The following is an 18,282-nucleotide window of genomic DNA, read 5'->3' as shown; positions in this document are numbered from 1 at the left end:
GCTTATCAATGTCGATGTTTTTTTATACAGTAGATGCAGGAAAATGGTTTGCGCGCCAAAATCTGTCGTTTAGTTAGCTCAGTGGGCTTGAAAAACTGGAAATAGAACATATTATAATTTTTTTCTTATTCTGATATCACAGGCGGAATACGGTGAACGAAGAAATTTTGTTACCAGCATCAAAAGCGACTGCAATTTCTAATGCAAATGTTAAAAAGTTAACTGTAGATAAAATTCTCTCAAAGATTTCCAGTACGATCAAATTAAGGGCCAATGACGGCGACCGAGATGCATTGCAACAATTTTCAAAACATGAGGTGAGTAGTGAGGATGCGGATATTGTTGTGACTGAATTAAAGGAGGCAGGTTACAGAGTTTTCTTAAATCCTAATTTTACCAACACCAATATTCAGTTTCAGTTAGAGTGGGACTGAGTTAAATCGTCCGCCTAAAGCCCCAAATGTTATTGGGGCTTTTTTAATGTGTTATAGAGTTTTGCGCTTCAAATGAAGAGCAGACTAAAAGCTGCTCAAAATTTTCTTTTACTAGAAGTAGAAACTTATCCCTAAATGTTTAATAAATTTGTTTATAATGTTGAAAAAATAAGCTTAGAGCAATGAATGAGTTTAAAAGGATTGTTCTTTGTCATGTTGGGGATGACATTGGCTTTTGTCTGTTACTTATATTGGGATTATAAAAAAACGGGTGGCTATCAGGAGAATAGTGATGGCTATTATGGTTATTCTTTTCCTAGGGACAATCGATTAAGCAATCCCGCAGATTGTGAGTTAGCTAATACAGAAAATCCAGAAGAGCCACCGGTATCAGAGGAGTGGATGCAAGGGTGTAAGAAGTACTTTGAGTTGAATCATTAAAAAAGCACCCTAAGGTGCTTTTTTAACTTTTTGATTTAAGCTTTTGTTTCTTGCTCTGTAGTAAGCATCTGGAAATCATGACCAGATGGCGCTTGATAAATTCTCAAGCCAAATTCAGGAATAATTGCAATCAAGTGATCGAAAATATCAGATTGGATTGCTTCATACGAAGCCCATGCAATGGTATTGGTAAATGCATAGATTTCTAAAGGTAAGCCTTCACTGGTTGGTTGCATTTGACGTACCAGAATAGTTTGGTTTTGGGCAATCCCGTGATGCTGACGTAAGTAAAACTCAACATAAGCACGGAAAGTCCCCAGATTGGTCAAACGACGTTGATTGTATTGAGACTGATTGCTTAGGTGGTTATTAAACTCTTCAATTTCAGATTTCTTAGCATCAAGATATTGATCTAATAGCAGAAAATCTTTTAATTTTTGCTGTTCTTCATCGCTCATGAAGTGAACACTGCTTTGATCTAGGAACAGTGAACGTTTAATACGACGACAGCCTGATTCGCTCATACCGCGCCAGTTTCTAAAGGTATCTGTTACCAGTTTATTGGTCGGAATTGTGGTAAAAGTCTTATCAAAGTTCTGTACGGTCACCGTATGTAATGACATATCAATGACATCGCCGTCTGCATTTAAAGATGGCATTTCAATCCAGTCACCAATACGAACCATGTCATAAGAAGCGATTTGAACACTGGCAACCAAAGAAAGAATAGTATTTTGGAACACTAACATCAATACTGCTGCCATCGCACCGAAACCAGCAAGCAAGGTGAATACATCTTTTTTCAAGAAGGTGCCTAAAATCATTAGACCACAAACAACGAATAAGATCAGTTTAACCAGTTGTAGATAGCCCTTAATCGGTTTATTTCTTGATTTAGGGTTGCGTTGATAAACTAGATTAAAGATGTTGAGTGCTTCACTGACGGTAAGTGCAAGTGTCAGGAAGATAAAAGCTTGTGCACCCATTTGTACGAAGCTAATGAACTTTTCTGGCAAATGTGGAACAGTCACAATACCATTCATAATCACAAGCGCAGGCACGATATTGGCAAAGCGGCGAGTAACACTATGCTGTGCAAAGATTGCTTGGTTTGGGGATTTAAATTTTGTAATTAAATGGCGGATACCACGGACAATAATTCTTTTAGCTATAAAGTTAGCAAGTGCTGCAAATAAAATCAAAACTGCTAATGCAAGTGTAGTCTCTAACCATGGATAGTGGCTTAACTCGCTACGCATATAATTTAAATAATCCAAACCCAAAACACCTTATAAATTCTTTGAACAGGAATTGTAAGGTGTAATAGGGTTTTATATGAGTTTGATCACAGTTTACATACGATTTGTAAAGGCATTCTTACATAAGCCTAAGGTGATTTACCACATTAGATCATCTGGAATAACGTATGCTGCGTATGGATCTTCCTCATCTGTGGTTTGATCATTTTTCTCGGTATTATTATTCACTAAAATGAAACCTTGCATTTTCTGATCAATTTTTTCTGCAAGTGCTTTAGGCAGATAAGCATAGCTGCCTTGATCTTTGGCAACCACCAGCGAGCCTGAAACCAGTGCATTATAAACTTGCTGTGAAAGATAGACTTTTTTGATTTTACCTTCATCAATAAATTGATAAGTGATATCACCTTCAATTTCTTTTACTTTATGATGTTTGATCATTTGGATGATGGATGCTTTTAAGGCTTTTTCTTCCAAAATGTTCTGCTTTTCTAAATTTAATGCTTGGTCTTTGGCTAACTTTTCTTGCTTGGCACGATCAATTTCAGCTTTTAATGCCGCATCATCATTTTGTCCAGTACGTTGCCCATGCTGTGCTTGCTTGGTTAATTTCTTTGCTTTCTTATTATCAACCAAACCCGCTTTTAACAATTGAGCTTGCAATGCATTTTTAACCATAATTCAATCCAAATTTGAGTTTGATGAAGAACGAAAATAGAAAATCCAATAGGCCATACTCATTGCTAGGCTTAAGCCTGCAGGAATGAGAAAGGTCTGTAATTTTAAATAAGGATAAAGCACACTCGCAATGAGCCCACCGCATAAAAAGCCTGTAAAGATGAGTAGATGGAGAAAAATGCGACGTTTTTCTACTTTTAATCCACGTGCTTTATAACCTAATGCTAAACCAATATCCGTGAGTACACCAGATAAGTGCGTTGTACGAATAATTGCGCCTTTATAATGGCTCACCATGGCATTTTGTACTCCCATCGCCACACAGGCCCACAATAGGCCATATCGAGGAAAATAGGGAAGTAGTAACCAGGTCAGGAATAAAAAGATCGCAACTAAGCTAAGCGGCAGGCCATAGTGCCGACCAAAGGCAACATTGCCATTGCCAAGAATCAGGCCACTATAAAAAGAACCGATAATAAAGCAAATGACAATCAGACTGAGATAGATAAAATGTTCAGGCTGCCAGTCCAGCAAACTCATTGCGAGCATGCTGACATTACCTGTCATATGAGAAACTGATTGATGTAGGAGCGTAAATAAACCTAAAACGTTTACCATCCCTGCATTCAGTGCAAGTAAGAAAGCACCAAGTTGAATCCAGTTAGGTAAACGTTGAAGTGGCATATCAACCTATGAATTTGAACGGTCTCTGAAATCAACTGCAGCGGTAAATAATACATCTGTTGATGAATTTAACGCTGTTTCTGTTGAATCTTGCAATACACTGATAATCATACCAATGGCAACGATCTGCATGGCAATTTCAGATGATATACCAAATAAGCTACAAGCAACAGGAATTAACAGTAAAGACCCACCTGCAACACCTGATGCACCGCAAGCAGAAACCGTTGCAACCACAGATAAAATAATCATGGTGCTTAAATCAACTGGAATTCCGAGTGTATGTACAGCAGCGAGAGTAAGTACCGTGATGGTCACTGCAGCACCTGCCATATTAATGGTCGCACCCAATGGAATTGAGACACTAGCCGTAGCTTCATTTACACCTAAACGCTGAGCCAAGTCCAAATTGACAGGAATATTAGCTGCTGAACTACGCGTGAAGAAAGCAGTAATTCCACTTTCTTTTAAGCAAGTGAATACCAATGGGTAAGGGTTAGCCTTCATTGTGATTGCAACGAGAATTGGGTTAATCACAAGTGCAACAAATGCCATTGTTCCCACTAATACAGCTAAAAGGCGTGCATAGCTGGTCAGTGTAGCTAGACCTGCATCAGCAAAAGTCACGGCAACTAAACCAAAAATACCAATAGGTGCAAAACCAATTACGGTATGAATAATTTTGTTCACAGCATGAGCAACATCCGTCAGAACCTGCTTCGTTGTATCTGAACTATGGCGTAAAGCTAATCCTAGACCAATGGCCCATGCTAAAATACCAATAAAGTTTGCTTCACCAATAGCTTGTACTGGGTTTGCAATAAAGCTTAAAAGTAAATTCTTTAGAATTTCCGCAAGACTGCCTGGCGCTTGTAATCCAGTTTCAGCTGGCATATGTAAAAACAGCTGGCTTGGGAACATAATACTTGCTGTTACTGCACTAAATGCGGCAAGTAGCATACCGACAACATATAGTACAAGCACAGGTCTGATATTCGAGCTCTGACCAATCTGGAAATTTGCAATTGAAGATAGAACCAAGACAAAAACTAAAATCGGTGCAACAGACTTTAATGCTTTAATGAATAATTCACCCAATAGACTTAAATAGGGTGTAAAGTTAGGAAAGAGAAGTGCTACTCCAATCCCTAGAAAAATAGCGATAATAATTTTGCTAACTAAACTCAAGCGAGACAATACATTAAACATATAAAGGCCTTATAAACCTATGCACGGTTTAAGGTTAAACAAGGGCGGTATTCTATACCTAAGAACCGTGAATAATAAATTTTTTTTTGCAATTCAATTACTTTAAAAATAACGAAAAAATTAACACAATGTTTTTTAAAAAAAATTAGTAAAACATGACACATCCTTTTGTATAAAAAAAATCCAATAAAAGCAGCTCATTCTACAAGCATTTCAGGGGAAAGTGTTTGTATTGCTTGATAATGTGATAAAAATATTTGTCCTGTCAGCTCGTTTATAAGTTGAGACTTAGACAGTCGATCCATGACTGGGCTCTTAATTTCAGACAAATGCATTTGGATCTGGAGTTGTTTTAGTTCTTGATTAAGATATTCTAACATTTCTAATGCACTAAGATCGATATTGCTGATACTGGAGCAATTAATCACGACATGTTGCAACAGGGAGTTTTGACTGACTTCGGTAATTACATGACCTTTTAGAACATGTGCATTTAAAAAGCTTAAATTTTCATCTACGCGAAAGGAAACAATAGCGGGTGTTGTAATGACATTGTAATTTGAGATGTTTCTAAAGTGTTGAGTTCCCTCGATTAAGCCGATAACAGCGATATGTGGACGACTAATCCGCCATAGTAATAAAGCAAAGGTCAGTACAATACCAATAATAAGCCCAGTTGAAATATCCAAACAGGTTACCCCAAAGAATGTGACCCACATTGCAAGACCATCTGCTTTTGAATATTTCCATGTTTCAATAAATGGTGTCAGCGTTACAAGCTTCCAGATAGAGACAAAAATTGTGGCTGCGAGTACAGCCAAAGGCAGGTTTTGAAAGAAGTCAGTTAAGTAGAGACTCACTACAATCATAAGCAAGGATGAAACTACACCCGACATTGGAGTTTTTGCGCCTGCATCTGTATTCACAACTGTACGAGATAAACTGCCAGAAACAGGGAATCCTGAATTAATTCCCGCAGCAATATTGGCTAAACCCAATGCGATCAGTTCTTGATTGCTATTCAAATCATCACGTTTCTGTAGTGCAGTAGCTTGGGCAATCGCTAAAGATTCAACAAAACTAATCATTGCGATCATAAAAGCGCTTGGTAACAATTGTTGAACGAGACTGATATTCCAAGTCGGGAAGTCTAAACTCGGTAAACCTGTCGGAATGATACCAACAGTCCTAATCGCCTGATCATCATTGCCTAAAAAGCTAATAACAGCGATAGAGAACAGGACAAGTAACAAAGGTAATGTTTTATTCAGAAAATCTGATTGGATCAATTTGGGAAGGAAAAACAGTATTAAGACTGAAATAAATCCAAAGCTGATACCGGTAAGACTAATCGCATGAAAATTTTGAGAGAAACTTATAATAAATTCAGGGATATTACTTGTTTGCAGTGGAATATCGAGCAGGAATTTAAGCTGCCCTAGGGCAATCAGCAAAGCTGAAGCAATGATAAAGCTTTGAATAACGGGGTGGCTAATCAGTTGAATTAGAAAACCAAAACGGAATAATCCTAAAAGTAGGGAAATGATACCGACTAATAGTGCTAGTAAACAGGCTGCTTCAATATAGGCTGTCGAGCCCACAGCAAATAATGGGTTGAGTGCTGCGAAGACCATCATTGAGATAATGGCGACAGGTCCAATTGAAAGGGTGCTGCTGCTGCCAGTAAATGCATAGATAATCATAGGTAATATACTGGCGTATATTCCCATAATTGGTGGTAATCCTGCCAACATAGCATAAGCCATGCCTTGAGGTACGAGCATGGCCAATACGATACAAGCTGCAATAAGGTCAGACTTGAAACTCGAAAGTTGGTAATGACCTAACCATTTTCGTGCAGGAAATAGCTTAGCTAGGTTGAGGGGCAACAATTTCATGCACAATAGTCTAAATCATAAATTTATATATATTATGCAGAAAAAATGCTAAAGAAGGTATGGTTAAAACGTTTTCTGCAATATTATGCGTGGGGGCAATAATGCTCATATAAAGTATTTAAAACTACTTTCAATTTTGGATCCAAAATCGAGTAGAAAATTTGTTTGCCATCGCGTCGGGTAGAAACGGCATGGCTCTTTCTTAACATCATCAATTGTTGAGACAACGTTGGTTGAAAAATTTGGGTCAATTCTTCAATTTGTGAAACATTAAGTTCTTGTTTAGCCAAATGACACAAAATAATTAAACGATCAGTATTTGCCAGAGATTTTAGTACATTAACAATTGTACCAGCAGACTCTCTCATTGCTTCGATCTCGAAATCCTTTTGCATGCATATACTCACTAGGTTACAGCCGTGGCTAGTATAAAGTCAGACAACGAAAAAATTGTAGTAAAACTGAATAATTGCAATGGTTTTTAATGAAAATGTATATCAGTAAAAGTGATAAAATGGTGTGATAATGTGAAATATTCTGATTTATTTTAAATTAATGTGATTATATTTGCATTATTGCTATTTTGGCAAAGTTTTATCTAGTGCTATCATCTAGCAAGGGCATTTTAGAAATTTTATTATTTAAAAATACTACATAATAAAATTAAGTAGTTAATATATTTAATGAATATAAAAAAATTAAAAAAAAGATTGCGCTTTAGAAGAAAGCATATATAATGGAAAACAAGACAGAACGATCTGTCTGCATAAGAAGGATCGGAAGTGCGAAAGTACAACCGCCAGAGGGTAATAATATTTATTATTCTTTTTTACACTCAGACGCAAGCGTGAGCCACAATAATAACTATAAATCACGCTTTATTTTTTTATTCAATTATATCCAAATTCTATTTTTAAAAAATATCCCTTTATTATTAAAGGGATATTTTGTATTTATGCGAGCTCTTTTTCAAAATTAATCAAATGTTCAACACGTTTCCAATACTCATCCATCTCGACTGAGTGTTTGTTGACATGTGCTTGAATCGTCATACCATCCAAAATGCTCACAATCAGGGTCGCAAGATGGGTTGGGTTACGAATATCTAGATTTTTAAGTAAATTTTCGATGAGAGCGGTCAACCAAATTTTATATTGGGTAGCAGGCTGCAAAGTAGAAGGATAGATTTTAATCACTTCTTCTAAAGCTTTCTGGAACATACAGCCATTGAAGTCTTCGCTGTTAAACCAAGCAGCATACCAGCCAAAAATTGCTTTGAGTTGACCAAGATAATCGTCTTCATCACATTCTGCCAAAGTTGCATTCAGTGAGGTTTGAAGATTGGTATTACGTTGTATCAGGCATTCCTCAATTAATTTTTCCTTTGATGGAAAATATTTGTAGAACGTCATTTTTGCAACACCAGATTCACTGATGATCCGATCAACACCAATTGAATTATAGCTATGCGAATTAAAAAGTCTTAATGCAGTGCTAATAATATCTTCTTTTTTTGACATACAACGCCTCGAGTTCGCCCATCGCCAAGAGCATCATGTTGCATTTCATTATGCAATTTTGGCAGGGATTTTACATGGTATTTTGAAAATATCATAGGGGGAAATAATATTATTTATTTAAATGATTCTTTAGTCCGCATTTTCAAGTGCGGGGTTTGAAAATAGTGTTCTATATCTATAGAAAATAACTATTAATTAAATCTTAAAATACGATACAAGATTAGAATAATTTAACTTTATTTGATTGGTGATTATTCATCTAATTGTTTTCAAAGGATAACTGCTTTTTGTGATGATTTGGATTTAATAATGGTTTCTATCCTGAGATTTATTCTTGTTTGCAAGTTCGGGTATATTTAAGCAATGCTGTTACTTTTAATGCTTGCTCAGGAATCTATTTTTAAGGGTTGTATAATATAAAAAGTCAGTTAGTTATAGTTAAAATAAATAACTGACTTTAATCGTATAATTTTCTGTTTTAAGACTTGTTTTGTTGGGTTGGTAAGGTTGTGATGAGTTTCACAAAGTTGTGGTAAAGCATCGATTGTTGGCTTGGGGTATAGACCGAACGTTTAATATTACCTTTGTCAGTCTCGATCGAAAGTTCAACATTTTGGGCTTTTTTCAACTCGTAAAGGAATGTGCTTGGCAGAATAAAGCTATTTGATGAACGTCTTGGAATCAGTCGGTTAATGTTTTTTTGTTGTGTTGGACCGACGGGTTTGTAGGCAAAAGTTTTGTCATCAATTAAAAAGCTAATGCCTTTGATGTCATAGTAATCATAACTACTGTTTAATACCGTTTCTACTCGTAATTGCTCTTTGTGTTGTTTGTCCCATTCAACAAAAACATTCGGGCATAGTTCGTTTGCTTTGCAGGTCAAAGAGCCTGCGGTTGCTAGATTTTCTGTTGAAGCGGCAGATGAGTCTGGTAAGGTTGAGCAACCACTCATAACAATACAAAGGCTAAGTAAACATAAAGTTTTATTCATCTTTCAACTCTCTAGTATGTATTCAATATTTCAGTGTTAATGATGTAATTGCGGACCAAGAAATTCAAATGGTTTTGATATTTTAAATTGATCGGTTGCATCACCAGCAAAAGTATTTTGCTGATCTTTGCCAAGGTCAAGTTTACGTGTTAAACCATCTTTAAAGTTAATTTTCTTTAAATCTACCCAAAATACATTGGGTGAAACTGCCGATTCAAAGAAATAGAGCTGTTGTTTGTGATCGGCAACAGTTCTCCAGCGTGTAGAGGAGATATTCGGTTCCTCCGCTGTATTCAAGCCATAGGGTACAGATGCATTTCGAATAACGCTAAAAACAGAAGCTAAAGCATCTTTAGGATTATCATTTTTAGGAATGGCATTGATATAAAACGATGCGCGGGCAAATCGATCAGCTGCACGATTGGTTCCGGGTAACATCACGGTTCCACCAATTTGTTGCCAATAGGTATTGAGTGCAAGCTGTTGGTCGAAGGTAGGTGAATTGGTCATGACTTGGTATTTCTTATTATGATGAATGACTTGTTTGCCACCAATATATTCAATAATTGCACTGTCTCCAGTTTTATCTGAAATCGAGAGATGTAATGTTGCAAGTCTTTGCTCACCTGGAACACTATCAGTAATCAGGTCAAAAGGTTCTTTTTCTAACGCGCTGACTGCCTCTGCGACAGACGCATAATTATCCAGTACATATTGAGCCCAAGCCGAAATGCTCAGTTGAGGTTTTTTTGATTGTTTGGTATCTGGATATTGTGATTCAACTAGCCATAATACATTGGCAACTAATCCTGCTTCATTCATGCCATCAGTCGTTGAAATGTCATAGCCTGTGGCAATCACACTGCCGTATTTGGCTTTCCATTTCAAAGATTTTGGCCCAGCATTACTGTCGCGAAGTACACCACTTGGTAAAATCCATAGATTGGTTCCTACATCGACTTTCCAGTCCATGGAGCGTGCGGTGATGATATGGTCATTATTGCCTAAGTAGACTGTACGGGTACAGGCATGGCTAGTTTGAAGAATGAAAGACGATGCGAGAAATGAAAGGCATAATATTTTTTTAAACACAAGTCGTACTCCTTGTTGTTGTATGGAAATGATTTCTATTAAATATTTTTATAATGACGTCGTTTTAGTCTATTAAAAAACAATTCTTATTCAAGCATTAAAATGTAATCATTACAAAAAGTAGGGTTTTGTTTGAATTCTATATTTTAGATAACTATGGATAGAGAATAATCTCTATCCATATGAGAATGAAGGTTCTAGTTTTCGTTTGGTGGTAATAACATCACAACAGCTGTATTAAGCAGTGTTGTGATATCTTCTAGAATCTCTATTTGATTAAATCGTTCATCTAGCAATAAGCTCTCACCATCTGCAATTTGCTTCAAAAATGGAATAAATGCTTCTGATACGCAAATCGTATCGCCATTTGCCCAAAACTCAAGAGACCCGTCTTGTTTTCTGTAAAGCAATCTAGAGGCGGGCTCTAAAATGATTTGGTAATCAGCACCAATCACTTCAGCTACATCATTGGCATCAACTTCTTCAGGTTCTGGAATGTTATTCGGATAACTTGCTTCACTCATGTAGGCCATGATAGCTGCATCAAATTCAGGCGCTTGCGTGAGATAGTCTAATAATTGAGTTTTTAAGTAAGCAAATTCAGTACTATTAATTTCACCCAAGTGCGCAGTTTGTTGACGTACGATATCGATCAATGGGTTTTTGAGTGAAGTGTTTTCTGAAAATTTATCACTGACTTGATCAATCATTTCTGAAAGGTTTGGCATACGGAAGCCAAACGAAAAGGTTAAGCAATCATCTTCTGCTACACCGTAATGTGCAAGGCCAGGCGGTACATAAAGTAAATCACCAGGTGCAAGTACTTCATCAAATTGCACATCTATTTCAGGCAATAGTTTTAATGGCTGATCTGGAATGAACTGAGTTGATTCATCACACATTTGACCGAGTTGCCAGCGACGGTGACCATGACCTTGAACCAAGAACACATCATAAAAATCGAAGTGTTTTCCAACTGAGCCGCCTTGAGGTGCGTAAGACACCATAATGTCATCACGACGCCATTGTGGAATAAAAGGAAACTTTTTCCAAAGCTCTGAAATATCAAAGGAATAATGATCAACTGCTTGTACTAAAAGTGTCCAAAGATTCGGTAGTTTCTGGAAATCGCCTTTGGTGAGTGGTGATGATTTTACATGCCATTCGTTTGGATTTTTATTTTTTTGACGAATTAAGCGCGCAGTAACATGTTCTTCTAAAGCCAATTCCTGAACGTCAGTTGGCTCCAATAAGCCAATAATTTCTGGCATGGCATTACGGACCAATAATGGCTTTTTCTGCCAATATTCATTAAGAAATTGTTCTGCGGTTATGCCGCCGAGTACCGCTAAAGATTGAGACATGGGAAATGAAACCAACAACATAAAAATTGGTGCGTATTGTCCCTTGAGTTGAATGTTGGCGCAAGTCTTGTGTAATAGTGATGAAATGCTGAGAAATTTCAATTAAAAGTAATGGAATGTATTTAATCTTGATCAATTAGATACGTATTCGTTCACAGCCTTTCAAAAAAACAGTATCCTTAACATGCAAAAAGGAGCATACATGTATCAAGTACTGGCAAGAAAATACCGTCCACGTAATTTCAATGAGTTAGTGGGGCAAAACCATGTTTCTCGTGCTTTAACCAGCGCGTTAGAACGTGGTCGTTTGCATCATGCTTATTTGTTTACGGGAACGCGTGGGGTCGGAAAAACCACAATTGCCCGTATTTTAGCCAAATGCTTAAACTGTGAGACTGGGGTTACTTCGACGCCGTGTGAGGTATGTGCTACCTGTAAGGCGGTGAATGAAGGTCGTTTTATTGATTTGATTGAAATTGATGCGGCATCACGAACTAAAGTTGAAGATACCCGTGAGCTACTCGACAATGTTCCTTATGCACCGACTCAAGGCCGTTTTAAAGTTTATCTGATCGATGAAGTGCACATGCTTTCAACGCATTCGTTTAATGCGTTGTTAAAGACACTGGAAGAACCACCTGAGCATGTTAAGTTTCTATTTGCGACAACGGATCCACAAAAACTTCCAATTACCGTGATCTCACGTTGTTTGCAATTTACTTTACGCCCTTTGGCTGTTGATGAAATTACAGAGCATCTCACCGCGATTTTAAATAAAGAACATATCGAAGCCGATCAAAATGCTATTTGGCAAATTGCTGAATCTGCACAGGGATCATTGCGTGATGCATTATCTTTAACAGATCAAGCGATTGCTTATGGTCAGGGTGCCGTACATCATCAAGATGTCAAAGATATGTTGGGGCTGATTGACCGAACTATTATTTATGATTTGATTTTAGCAATTCATCAAAATCAGCAAGCCCACGTCAGTCAGTTGTTATTGCAATTTAGACAGCAAGCGCTAGACGTTTCTTTAGTGCTAGATCAGTTGGTTTCAACTTTGCATGAATTGGCGCTGTTGCAATATTTGCCAGATCTTGCTTTGAAATATAGTGAAGAAATCAATCAGAAAATTTTGCAACTTTCAAAACTTATTTCTGCTCAAGATTTACAGCTTTATTATCAAATTGCCTGTAAAGGACGTACCGAGTTGCAGCTGGCGGTCACTCAAGAGCAAGGTTTTGAAATGACGGTGTTACGCTTACTTGCGTTTAGACCGATGAGCTTAAATGAAGTTACTGTAAGTGCAACACCTGTTACACAGATTGCAGCACCTGAAGTGCGCCAGCCAATACAGGATTTAAGTACAGAAAATCAGTTTGCAGTTCAGCAAGAAGCGGTTAGTGTTGAACCTGAACCTGAACCTGAACCTGAACCTGAACCTGAACCTGAACCTGAACCTGAACCTGAACCTGAACCTGAACCTGAACCTGAACCTGTTAAGCAAAACCCAGATAGTAACTTGATGGTGTTTGATGCAGAAGCTGGGCAATTGATTGGATTGGAGGTTTCTGCGCAAGTAGAAATCACTCAGTCGAGTATTACAGATTCTGAAGACGTTCTGATTTTTCCTGTCGAGCAGCAGGTTGAAGTACAAGTTCAATTAGAACAGCAGCAGATTGAGCCAAGTTTTGTTGTCGTGTCAGAGCAACATAGTTCTGTTATGGAAGAACCGATTGCAAAAGCACAAGCTGAAGCTCCAGTTGCAACCATCTCATTGGCTCAAGAACCACCAAACAATCTCATGCCACAAGATATTTTAAAGTTACCTGAGCAAGTGTTGGAAGGCGAATGGAGTTTAGAGAAGTGGGAATACTGGTTTAGAACCAGCCAGCTTTCGCCTGCGGTGCAAGAGTTGGCACAACATGGCATTATGCAAGGCCAGATCAATGGCGCATCTATCTTCCTGATTCCTCAGGAATATGAAGGCATGCTGTCACAGTTACAACATGGTTTGGAAGATGCTTTAAAAGCACAATGGCCTCAAACCCATTTTAATGTGCAATATGGGGCGGTGGATTCAAACACGCCGTTGTTAATGCAGAATCAACGTAAGCAAAAAGCATTTAATCGTGCCGTCGAATTGCTACATCAGGAACCGACCATCAAGAGCTTGGTCGAAACCTTTGATGCAGAATTGCATAATATTCAATTGAAACCTTAAGTGTTAATAAAAAGGCAAAGCTTAATCGCTTTGCCTTTTTTATATTAACTTTATTCACTCGGCAGCAAATACTGTTCAAGAACTTCTCGCATCGCTTGCGGGATAGCGGTACTTTTTCGATTTTCTCTATCTACAAATACATGCACAAAATGTCCTTGCGCAGCAGCATGTTGTTGGTCTTGTTTAAAAATTGCTAACTCATATCTGAGTGATGAATTGCCAATTTTGCCAATCGCAACGCCGACCTCGACGACTTCTGGAAAAGACAATTCCTGTAAGAAGCTACAAGCCGAATCCACTACTAAGCCAATGACTTCACTATTATGAATATCAAATCCTGTTTTTTGGATCAATAAGGAATTGGCCGCCGTATCAAAATAACTATAGTAGGTCACGTTATTGACATGGCCATAAATATCGTTGTCTGCCCAACGAGTTTGGATCGGGAAAAAGAACCTAAATTGTTCTCGTTGTTTTAAAGTCGGTTTGCTCATGCATAAATCGCCTGATAAATCTGTAAAGCGTCTTGTTCTGTCATTTCTCTTGGATTATTTTGCAACAGTCGAGTTTGTAACATGGCATCTTTGGCAAGTTGCGGTAATTTCGACTCAGGGATATCCAAATCTTTTAATTTCAAAGTGAGTCCACTTTGGTCTAAATGATTTTGCATATGGTCAATGAAGAGATCACATAAACCATCGGTACAACCTGTACTGCGTGGGTCTAACAGTTGCATTAGCTCGGCATAATGTTGTTTGGCTTTGGGTGCATTAAACTTTAACACTTCAACCAGAACTAAAGCATTGGTATGGCCGTGTGAAAGGTGGAAATGTCCACCCAGTGGATAAGCGAGGGCATGTACTGCTGCGACAGGAGCATTGGCAAATGCTTGACCTGCAAGCATTGAACCGACCAGCATATTTTGGCGAGCTTCTAGATCAGCACCGTTTTTTAATACTTTAGCTAAGTTGTGATTCAATAGTTTCAGTGCATTTTTAGCTAACATATCTGCGTAGAAGTTCTTTTTTATACTTGATGTATAGGCTTCAATTGCATGCACCATTGCATCAATACCTGTTGCAGCAGTGATATGTGCAGGCAGGCCTTGCGTAAAAGTTGCATCTAAAATGGCAACATCAGCATATAAGATTGGCGAGACCACTCCCATTTTGGTGGTTGCACCTGTGGTGACAATCGATATAGGCGTAACTTCCGAGCCTGTTCCAGCTGTGGTTGGGATAAGAATGAGTGGCAAGCGAGGTGCTTTGGCTTGGTTTACCCCGTAGATTTCACTTAAGTTTTGTTGTTGTTCAGGATGGGCGAGTAGCGCGATGATTTTGGCAACATCCATTGAGCTGCCGCCACCAAAACCGATGATCACATCAATCTTTTCTTGTTTCGCAAAATCAACTGCTTCCAACACAATGTGTTCAGGGGGATCGGCTTGAATATCCGAGTAAATAATGCTGTTGAGATTGATCTCTTCTAAAATCTTTAAGATGGGCTGATGTAGTTGATGCTGGATCATTCCTGCATCTGTCACGATAAGTACCTTATGATAGTTTTGTTGAGTTAAAACATTTTTAAGTTCTTGTATCGAACCTAGTCCCGCAATGATGTTAGGGACAGTTTGAAATTGAAACGGGTTCATACATACATCCTTATTTTTTCATAATAAATACAACATTTTTATATCAAGTGACTATAAGTTTCACTGTCTCAATAAATTAGCATAAGACGCTATTAAAAAGTGTAGCTTTGAGGTGATTATGCGGTCCAAAATGCTCTATACGCCGTTGCTTAAGACTATACAAAACAGTTTGGAAGTTGAGGTCACTCTAATTTAAGAACTCGTTATCCTGTTTAGGGTACACAAGTTTTTTTAATGACTCATGAGAAGATGGGCTTTTTGCCATTCTGTGGTAGATTGTTTTTTTTAGAGGAGATTAACAATGAATAAATTTATTGGAGGGTCTTTGGATGAGACAGATTTCCATATTGAAAATTTTGAAGATGAAACATTTCATTTAACGAATATAGATACATTGCAACAAGAAAAATATTTGAAAATAAAGATACATACGAATGGTTTAGCTTACACATTCTGGGTGTATGAGGGACTAGATGAAAGCCTTAAAGCGCAAAGGATAACAGCATATCTCGGTAATGCTTAAGTTCAAATTTCATTCCTGAAAAATAGTTTCTGACTTTATGTGTTAAGCTGCGATTCATAATTATATGGATTATTAAGATGCACATTTGTATTGGCGGTGATTTAGATGGTGAAGTGGTTGCTAGCCGCGAAAGCACTTTTTTTGATGCAAGCGTAATAGATCCTAGCAAAACATCGACTTATAATCGACAAACTTATATTGTGGGTGAAGATACTTATCATTTTTGGCTTTGCGCTGAATTGCCATATTTTGAAACTACAAAGATCGCTAACCAACATCTAGCGAAAAAACATGTATATCTTTCTTAATTTAAAACTCTGAAGACTAAGCTCATCGAATGATGGGCTTTTTTGTTGTCTTGTTATTTTCATAATAGTTTGCTTTTATGGTTGTTCAGATTAATAGGAACTCATCATGAAAGAAGCAATAGAACAATATCGCCAAGAACGAGCAACATTAGAAAATGAGATTTCAGATTTCCTTGAGAAGAAATTTGCAGAATTCAAAGACAAGACTGGAGCAGAAGTCATTCATCTTGAAGTAGAGTTTGATTCAACTGATGATGAAGATGCAGAGTTCTTTATTTCTAGTGTGTTTATTGGAACTGATCTTTAATCAAATCAAGAAATTAAAACCTCCTTCGGGAGGTTTTTTGTTATTGGGTATTTACTTTATTTGTGAAGTAAAAATACTCCAAAATGTAGATATCATTAATAGTCGAGAAGTGGGGTTATGATTTTATTGAATAATCATAAGTTTTTGTTTTTAATATTTAATTTGAAATAATTGTGAAGAAATAATAAAATATACACTTGTCTTTATTTGTTTTGTGTTGAGTGTTTTTTGTGAAAAAATAGTAATTCTTCTTATAAGTACGGTAATTTGTGGTTCGGTGTATAGTGCAGATGATATCTTCAGCAAAGATAAATCACTTTTAATTCTAAATAATGAAGAGCATCACAAAGAGATCCAAAGTGGTGAGCAATTTGATTTCTTTGAGTCGATGAAGCAACAAGAACAAGATCGTATTAATCAACGCAATTATGAATTAGAGCAAGCGCAGGTAGCACAGCAGCATACATCCAATATGAGTCCTCATGATCGATCTCAATATTATCTGGAACATAGACATTTCGATGCTTTGAATGCACAAGGACATGAGCAACAGTTCAACTCAATTTTAAAGGCAAAAAATAGAGGGTTAATGTCTGAAAAAGACTACCAGCAAAGAATTGCCAAGCATAACCCAGTGCCATTGGATCAGAGAAGTAATCAACTTAAATTTTCAATCCCAATTGGAGAATAAGATCGTTAATGGCTAAAGCCTATCGAAAGATGGGCTTTGTATTTTATGGCAAAAATTTTCCCATTATTGGTATTGCTGATTAATTTGCTTGTTGGAGTAAGAATGGGGGCAGTTTCAGGTGGGCTTGTTCGCTGCCGTGCTGTAGAGCGTGAACTGTTCTTAAAAAAAGTAATTTATCAATGCAGGCGCTCGGTGATTCCATTATTTATTAGCACCTGAGGTTGTACAGGGCATATGATTAACAACAATATCCATGTCGGTATATGCGCAAAAGCTCTCTAAGGAGAGCTTTTACAAACATTCATCAGTCTTAAAAAATTGCTTAACTATTCTTCTCTATTCAATGAATTAAGAATATCTATTCTTTTAGGTCACTTTTCCGCCTTGTTCAATTTTTTCTGCAGCTTTCCAACTTGGTAGTAAACTTAAACGCTCTACATAACTTTGAATGTGTGGGAAATTTTTACCTTGTGCCATATTATGAATTAGGGCATGAAGTCCAAATCCCATCATAAAGTCTGCACCTGTCAAACGATTGTCCACCAAGTATTCTTTATCTTTTAGATAATTATTTAAATAACCAAAAACCTTATCAAATTCAACTTGGGTGTAGTTTTCTAGAAATACCAATTGCGTACCATGTTTAGTTTCTATTGCATTAAAAGTTTTCAATAAAAAAGGCAACATGGCAGAGCTTTCCGCGAAATGAATCCATTGCAAGTAATCTGCGTAAGTTGGATCATTGATGTCAGGTGCCAAAGAGGGTGCAAACTTCTGAATTAACAACTCTACAATTGCTCCAGACTCAGCAATGATTTTACCTTGAAATTCAATCACAGGAGATTTACCTAAGGGGTGAATCTCCTTTAAGGACTCAGGTGCCAAATGCGTTTTTAAATCTCTGTAATAGCGTTGCAACTGATACGGTTGTTTGATTTCCTCGAGTAACCACAAAATTCGAAAAGAGCGTGATTGGTCTAAATGAAATAATGTAATCATAATTAA

21 protein-coding genes are annotated in these 18,282 nt (G+C 37.3%); 8 read left to right on the top strand and 13 right to left on the bottom strand.

Annotation, left to right across the window (positions count from 1 at the left end; translation table 11 throughout):
* Positions 1-152 precede the first annotated feature (152 nt).
* Positions 153-434 (top strand): hypothetical protein, encoded by a 282-nt coding sequence (locus tag FPL17_RS06590; RefSeq protein WP_005152440.1) that lies wholly within the window; start codon positions 153-155, stop codon positions 432-434.
* A gap of 186 nt (positions 435-620) precedes the next feature.
* On the top strand, positions 621-875 hold the full coding sequence (locus FPL17_RS06585) for a hypothetical protein (protein ID WP_159884074.1): 255 nt from the start codon (positions 621-623) through the stop codon (positions 873-875).
* A 35-nt stretch (positions 876-910) separates the two neighbouring features.
* Here FPL17_RS06585 and FPL17_RS06580 read toward each other — a convergent pair whose 3' ends face one another.
* The 10 genes from FPL17_RS06580 to FPL17_RS06535 form a co-directional block, all read right to left on the bottom strand.
* Positions 911-2,152, bottom strand: a complete 1,242-nt coding sequence (locus tag FPL17_RS06580) for a mechanosensitive ion channel family protein (RefSeq protein ID WP_159884072.1) — start codon at positions 2,150-2,152, stop codon at positions 911-913.
* A 120-nt stretch (positions 2,153-2,272) separates the two neighbouring features.
* On the bottom strand, positions 2,273-2,812 hold the full coding sequence (locus FPL17_RS06575; RefSeq protein ID WP_159884070.1) for a DUF2058 domain-containing protein: 540 nt from the start codon (positions 2,810-2,812) through the stop codon (positions 2,273-2,275).
* Positions 2,813-2,815: 3 nt separating this feature from the next.
* On the bottom strand, positions 2,816-3,496 hold the full coding sequence (locus FPL17_RS06570; RefSeq protein ID WP_005189189.1) for a YoaK family protein: 681 nt from the start codon (positions 3,494-3,496) through the stop codon (positions 2,816-2,818).
* A 6-nt stretch (positions 3,497-3,502) separates the two neighbouring features.
* Positions 3,503-4,705 (bottom strand): serine/threonine transporter SstT, encoded by a 1,203-nt coding sequence (gene sstT / locus FPL17_RS06565; protein ID WP_159884068.1) that lies wholly within the window; start codon positions 4,703-4,705, stop codon positions 3,503-3,505.
* A 197-nt stretch (positions 4,706-4,902) separates the two neighbouring features.
* Positions 4,903-6,603, bottom strand: coding sequence for a SulP family inorganic anion transporter (locus FPL17_RS06560; protein WP_159884066.1), 1,701 nt, complete (start codon positions 6,601-6,603; stop codon positions 4,903-4,905).
* 83 nt (positions 6,604-6,686) lie between these two features.
* The gene (locus FPL17_RS06555) at positions 6,687-6,998 is read right to left on the bottom strand and encodes an ArsR/SmtB family transcription factor (RefSeq protein WP_005152449.1); all 312 of its coding nucleotides are present in this window, start codon (positions 6,996-6,998) and stop codon (positions 6,687-6,689) included.
* Between the two features lie 558 nt (positions 6,999-7,556).
* Positions 7,557-8,123, bottom strand: coding sequence for a TetR/AcrR family transcriptional regulator (locus FPL17_RS06550; RefSeq protein WP_005189184.1), 567 nt, complete (start codon positions 8,121-8,123; stop codon positions 7,557-7,559).
* A gap of 478 nt (positions 8,124-8,601) precedes the next feature.
* Positions 8,602-9,114: a hypothetical protein gene (locus tag FPL17_RS06545; protein ID WP_159884064.1), complete on the bottom strand. Its 513-nt coding sequence runs from the start codon at positions 9,112-9,114 to the stop codon at positions 8,602-8,604.
* Between the two features lie 36 nt (positions 9,115-9,150).
* A complete protein-coding gene (locus FPL17_RS06540) occupies positions 9,151-10,206 on the bottom strand; it encodes a linear amide C-N hydrolase (protein ID WP_159884062.1) in 1,056 nt (351 codons plus the stop codon).
* Positions 10,207-10,403: 197 nt separating this feature from the next.
* Positions 10,404-11,570 carry a cupin domain-containing protein gene (locus FPL17_RS06535; protein WP_159884060.1) on the bottom strand — a complete coding sequence of 389 codons (1,167 nt, stop codon included), beginning with the start codon at positions 11,568-11,570 and terminating at the stop codon, positions 10,404-10,406.
* Between the two features lie 202 nt (positions 11,571-11,772).
* On the opposite strand from FPL17_RS06535, the gene dnaX reads away from it, so the two are divergent.
* Positions 11,773-13,797, top strand: a complete 2,025-nt coding sequence (gene dnaX, locus FPL17_RS06530) for a DNA polymerase III subunit gamma/tau (protein WP_159884058.1) — start codon at positions 11,773-11,775, stop codon at positions 13,795-13,797.
* A gap of 50 nt (positions 13,798-13,847) precedes the next feature.
* Here dnaX and FPL17_RS06525 read toward each other — a convergent pair whose 3' ends face one another.
* Positions 13,848-14,291, bottom strand: a complete 444-nt coding sequence (locus tag FPL17_RS06525; RefSeq protein WP_159884056.1) for an acyl-CoA thioesterase — start codon at positions 14,289-14,291, stop codon at positions 13,848-13,850.
* Positions 14,288-15,448 carry an iron-containing alcohol dehydrogenase gene (locus FPL17_RS06520; RefSeq protein ID WP_005189168.1) on the bottom strand — a complete coding sequence of 387 codons (1,161 nt, stop codon included), beginning with the start codon at positions 15,446-15,448 and terminating at the stop codon, positions 14,288-14,290. The genes FPL17_RS06525 and FPL17_RS06520 overlap by 4 nt, the downstream gene beginning before the upstream one ends.
* Positions 15,449-15,749: 301 nt before the next feature.
* On the opposite strand from FPL17_RS06520, the gene FPL17_RS06515 reads away from it, so the two are divergent.
* The 5 genes from FPL17_RS06515 (at position 15,750) to FPL17_RS06495 (ending at position 17,496) form a co-directional block, all read left to right on the top strand.
* The gene (locus tag FPL17_RS06515; protein ID WP_005189167.1) at positions 15,750-15,971 is read left to right on the top strand and encodes a hypothetical protein; all 222 of its coding nucleotides are present in this window, start codon (positions 15,750-15,752) and stop codon (positions 15,969-15,971) included.
* Positions 15,972-16,048: 77 nt separating this feature from the next.
* Positions 16,049-16,279: a hypothetical protein gene (locus tag FPL17_RS06510; protein WP_159884054.1), complete on the top strand. Its 231-nt coding sequence runs from the start codon at positions 16,049-16,051 to the stop codon at positions 16,277-16,279.
* Between the two features lie 106 nt (positions 16,280-16,385).
* On the top strand, positions 16,386-16,586 hold the full coding sequence (locus FPL17_RS06505; RefSeq protein WP_005189164.1) for a hypothetical protein: 201 nt from the start codon (positions 16,386-16,388) through the stop codon (positions 16,584-16,586).
* Between the two features lie 277 nt (positions 16,587-16,863).
* Positions 16,864-17,277 (top strand): hypothetical protein, encoded by a 414-nt coding sequence (locus FPL17_RS06500; protein ID WP_228277596.1) that lies wholly within the window; start codon positions 16,864-16,866, stop codon positions 17,275-17,277.
* Positions 17,278-17,322: 45 nt separating this feature from the next.
* Positions 17,323-17,496: a hypothetical protein gene (locus tag FPL17_RS06495; protein ID WP_159884052.1), complete on the top strand. Its 174-nt coding sequence runs from the start codon at positions 17,323-17,325 to the stop codon at positions 17,494-17,496.
* 147 nt (positions 17,497-17,643) lie between these two features.
* Here FPL17_RS06495 and FPL17_RS06490 read toward each other — a convergent pair whose 3' ends face one another.
* The gene (locus tag FPL17_RS06490; RefSeq protein ID WP_159884050.1) at positions 17,644-18,276 is read right to left on the bottom strand and encodes a glutathione S-transferase family protein; all 633 of its coding nucleotides are present in this window, start codon (positions 18,274-18,276) and stop codon (positions 17,644-17,646) included.
* Between the last annotated feature and the right edge of the window lie 6 nt (positions 18,277-18,282).

Origin of the sequence: Acinetobacter dispersus (genome assembly GCF_009884975.1) — a bacterium.
GTDB lineage: Bacteria > Pseudomonadota > Gammaproteobacteria > Pseudomonadales > Moraxellaceae > Acinetobacter > Acinetobacter dispersus.
The sequence above is the reverse complement of the archived record's forward strand: the minus strand, read 5'-3'. Positions and strand labels throughout refer to the sequence as shown.